We start from the raw sequence: 4576 nt of genomic DNA on the forward strand, positions 1-4576 counted from the left end.
ACCGACACCGACCAACCCACCAATTCGTCGCGAACCATTCGTTTCACACTCGATGACGGCGACGGCGGCACCAGCGCCGCGCACGATGTAACGGTGAACGTGGCCTCGGTCAACGATTCGCCGGCGTTCAGTGGCCTTGACCATACACCGACGTTTGTCGAAGGCGGATCGGCGGTGATCTTGGACAACAACGCCACCATCGCGGATGCGGAACTGGGGGCGGCCGATGACTTTAGCGGGGCAACCCTGTCGTTGGTGCGAAACGGCGGCGCCAACGCCGACGACGTGTTTGACGGCAGCGGAACGCTTGATCCGTTGGTCCAGGGCGGCAACCTGGTTGTCGGCGCGACCACCATCGGAACCGTCACCACGAACAGCGGTGGCCTGTTGGTGCTGACGTTTAACAGCAACGCCACTGCCGCACGGGTGAACAGCGTCCTGCAGCAGATTTCGTACGCCAACAGCAGCGTCATGCCGCCGTCGAGCGTTCAAGTTGACTTCACATTCGATGACGGAAATGCGGGTGCCCAGGGCAGCGGCGGTGCTTTGAATGATCTCGGTTCGGTCACAGTCAATCTCACGTCCGTCAATGCGGCTCCGACGATCGATCTGGACGCGAACAATTCCAGCGGTGCGACCGGTGCAGACTTCGACACAACGTTCACCGAAGGCGGCGGGCCGGTCGCGATCGCTGACTCGGCCGACGCAGTGCTCGCCGACATCGACTCGCCCAACCTGCCCCAACTGTCCGTTGTGATCAGCAACATGTTCGACGGGGCCAGCGAATCACTCTCGGCGGACACCAGCGGAACCTCCATCACCGCCACCTATGCCGCCGGCACGTTGACACTTTCCGGAACCGACACGGTCGCCAACTACCAGCAAGTGCTGCGAACGATTGCCTACAACAACAGTTCGGCCAATCCGGACGCGACCACTCGGCTGATTCAATTCGTCGCCCATGACGGTGCAGCCAACAGCAACGTGGCAACGGCTCGCGTCGACATCGTGACCGTCAACGACGCGCCGACGGCAGCGGACGACAACTTTGTCACGCAAGTCGGAAAAACACTGACCATCGGTGCCGGCGGTTTGCTCGCCAACGACTTCGATTTGGACGGCAATGCGTTGACGGTGATCCCTGTCTCGGGGCCGATCACGGGGACACTGACATTGGCCGCCGATGGCTCGTTTCAGTTCACGCCGGCGGCAAACTTCACGGGATCGATCACGTTTACCTACGCCGTGACCGACGGTATCGCGACGAGCGCCCCGACGACGGTCACGATTCAAGTCGCCAAGCCCAACGACCTCAGCGAGGTCACACCGGCGGACATTTTGAGTGCCGGCCCCGATCCAGAACCTGATCCGGAAACGTTGCCGGATCCGCAGGTCGTCGAAGAGGTTTCCGAGGGCGAAGATGAATCAGAGCTTGCCACGGCGATTCTTCCAGACACGATTCTGAACCCTGACGTTCCGTTGGTGTTGACCGGAGGCGCGGTCATTCAGACGACGGACGACGAAATCTTGACGCTGAGCATCATGCCCACCAGCACGCCGGGCCTGACCGATGCCGTCCAGGAGTCGGAGCGAATCGCCAGTTTGTCCGACAGCGAGACTGGCCGTGTCAGCCGCCAGTCACGAATCGACTCAACCCGCGCAAGTGTTTCAATCCTTGGGATCGCCAAATTCGACAGCAAGCTACTTTGGGGCGACATGGAGAATCTGCAAGACGATATCAAACAATCGGATATCGCGCCGTACTACTTTGCAGGCACGTTCGCGGGTTTCTCCGGCGCCCTTTCGGTCGGCTATGTGATGTGGACCGTTCGTGGTGGTTTGTTGGCGACCAGCTTATTGGCTCATTTACCGGCCTGGAGTTTTGTCGACCCACTGCTTGTCCTGAACGAATTGGACGATGACGACGACACGGACGACGACTCTTTAGAAGAAATGTTGGACAAGACCGAAAAAGAACGAGAGAACAACGGACCGGTTGAGACGGAGGGCCAGACGGTGCTCCAGTCAGAGCTTCAGCCAGTGCTCCAGCCAGCGCTTCAGCCAACGGGATCCGGGGAAACCGTTATATGAATTTTTTGAGACTCAACGCCAAAACGCGTATCTCGCTCGGGTTGGTCTGCATGCTGCTGTCGGTGCTGTCCGGAGCGATGATGCTGGGACTGGTGCCGGAACGCGAGTCGGCGATTCGTGAAGGACGCGGTAATCTTTGCGAAACGATCGCGCTGACCAGTTCGGAATACATCTCGTACGGCGAAACCCGTCGCTTGGACCAATTGCTTGAGGCGGTGGTCGAGCGAAACGATGATGTCGTTTCCGCAGGTGTTCGCCGGGCCAACGGAGACTTGGTGTCGGTGTTCGGTCATCACGAATCGGTCTGGCCGAAGGATGAATCGAATCGGTCGACCGACACGCACGTCCGCGTTCCGATTCGTAGCGGCAAGGACCGTTGGGGAGCGGTGGAGTTGTGTTTCCGTTCGTTGCATGACGACAGCTGGATGGCAACGTTCACCGACCCTTGGATGCTGCTGACCGGATTCGTCTGCCTGGCGAGCTTTCTGCTGTTTCAGCTCTACTTGAAAAAGATGCTGGCCCACTTGGATCCCTCCAAAACGGTTCCCAAGCGTGTGCGGACGGCACTCGACAATCTCGCCGAAGGTCTGCTGGTGTTGGATCGACAGGGGCGTGTCGTGTTGGCCAATCAGTCCTTCGCCGATTGGGTCGGCAGCGAAGCCGACAAGCTATTGGGCAAGAAAGCAGACGAGTTGCCCTGGAATTTGGATCACCTGGAAGGTTCGCCGTGGCACGAAGCGGTGACCTCCGAATCGGTGGTTTCGGGCGGCATGATCGAGCTGAAGCAACCCGGACAACCGGCTCGGACACTGATCGCAAACGCCTCGCCCGTGCAGGGCAGCGAAGGCAAGTGTCGCGGCGTGCTGGTCAGTTTCGATGACGTGACTCAATTGGAGGAAACCAAACGTGATCTGACCGTCGCCAAACGCGCCGCCGACGATGCCAATCGCGCCAAGAGCGAGTTCTTGGCACGCATGAGCCACGAAATCCGAACGCCGATGAATGCCATCCTGGGCTACACCGACGTGCTGCGTCGCGGGTTCGACACGTCCGTGACCGATCGCCAGGAATACCTCGATACGATTCATGGCAGCGGCGAACACCTGCTCGCGTTGATCAACGACATCTTGGATTTGTCCAAGGTCGAATCCGGGCAGATGGAACTGGAACTGGGGCCTTGCTCGACATACAAATTGATCAAAGAAGTCGTTTCCTTGCTCCGCAGCAAGGCCGACGAGAAAGGCATCTCGCTCAAATTCCGCAATGAAGGTCTGTTGCCCAAAACGATGCAGGGCGACTCGGTTCGCCTGCGGCAAGCGATCATGAACCTCGCCGGCAACGCGATCAAGTTTACCGATCAAGGCGGTGTTGAAATCGTCGCGCGGATCGATCAAGACGCGTCCAAGCGACGAAGCGACAAAAACCTGGTCTTGGCCATCGACGTCACCGATACCGGGATCGGGATTTCACCCGAAGCCCAAGCCAAGGTGTTTGAGCCGTTCGCCCAAGCGGACACGTCGATCACCCGGCGGTTCGGCGGCACCGGGCTCGGGCTGGCGATCAGCAAACAACTCGCCGAAGCGATGGGCGGCGATATTTCGTTGGTCAGCACACCGGGCGAAGGCACCACCTTTACGATTCGAATCACGATCGGAAGCGCCGACGAACTGGAACTGGTTGACCCCGCCGACCAGGCCGAGGCCGAAGAGGAATCAGCGTCGGGCAAAGCCAAGGTGCGGCAGTTGCCGCCCTGCAAGATCCTGGTCGCCGACGACGGTTCGCCCAACCGCAAACTGTTGCAGTTGGTGCTCGGCCAAGCCGGCGCCGAAGTTGTCGCGGTGGAAAACGGCCAGCAGGCCATCGACGCGACGGACGAACAATCATTCGACATCATCCTGATGGACATGCAGATGCCGGTGATGGATGGTTACACCGCGACGCGCCAGTTGCGTTCCTCCGGGTACAGCAAACCGATTTTTGCCTTGACCGCCAACGCGATGCAGGGCGATCAGGAAAAGTGCTTCGATGCGGGCTGCAGCGGGTTCTTGTCCAAGCCGATCAAAATCGATCATCTGCTGGAAACCTTGGCCGAGGAACTCGGAGACGAACCGGGCGCAGTAACCACCGAGGCCACTCAGGCCGATGAGTCCACGACCGACGAGTTACAGTCCATGCCCTCACCGGAGAGTGATGCGGTCGACCCGCCGGTCGAGACCGCCGCCCAGGACGAAGGAAGAATCACGTGCAGTTATCCCCTGGATGATCCCGACTTCTTGGAAATCGCGCAGGACTTTGTCGACGCATTGCGTTCGCGATTGCCCCAGCTCGATCAGCTGCTCGACGATTGTGACTTCGATGGTCTGGCCGACGAATCACACTGGCTCAAAGGCGTCAGCGGAAGTGCGGGCTTTGAACAGTTCGTCGATCCCGCCTATGCCCTTGAGCGGCACGCCAAGGCCGGTGATGCCGCCGCCTGTCAGCAGCC

At 59.6% G+C, this 4576-nt stretch carries 2 protein-coding genes; both read left to right on the top strand.

Annotated elements, in window-relative coordinates:
• The coding region (locus ABX749_RS23115) for an Ig-like domain-containing protein (RefSeq protein WP_372898068.1) at nucleotides 1-2091 on the top strand (2091 nt) is incomplete at its 5' end.
• A partial coding sequence (locus tag ABX749_RS23120) for an ATP-binding protein (protein ID WP_372898069.1) occupies nucleotides 2088-4576 on the top strand: 2489 nt, incomplete at its 3' end. The genes ABX749_RS23115 and ABX749_RS23120, both read left to right, overlap by 4 nt.

This window comes from Stieleria sp. (assembly GCF_041595215.1).
Classification (GTDB): Bacteria; Planctomycetota; Planctomycetia; order Pirellulales; family Pirellulaceae; genus Stieleria; species Stieleria magnilauensis.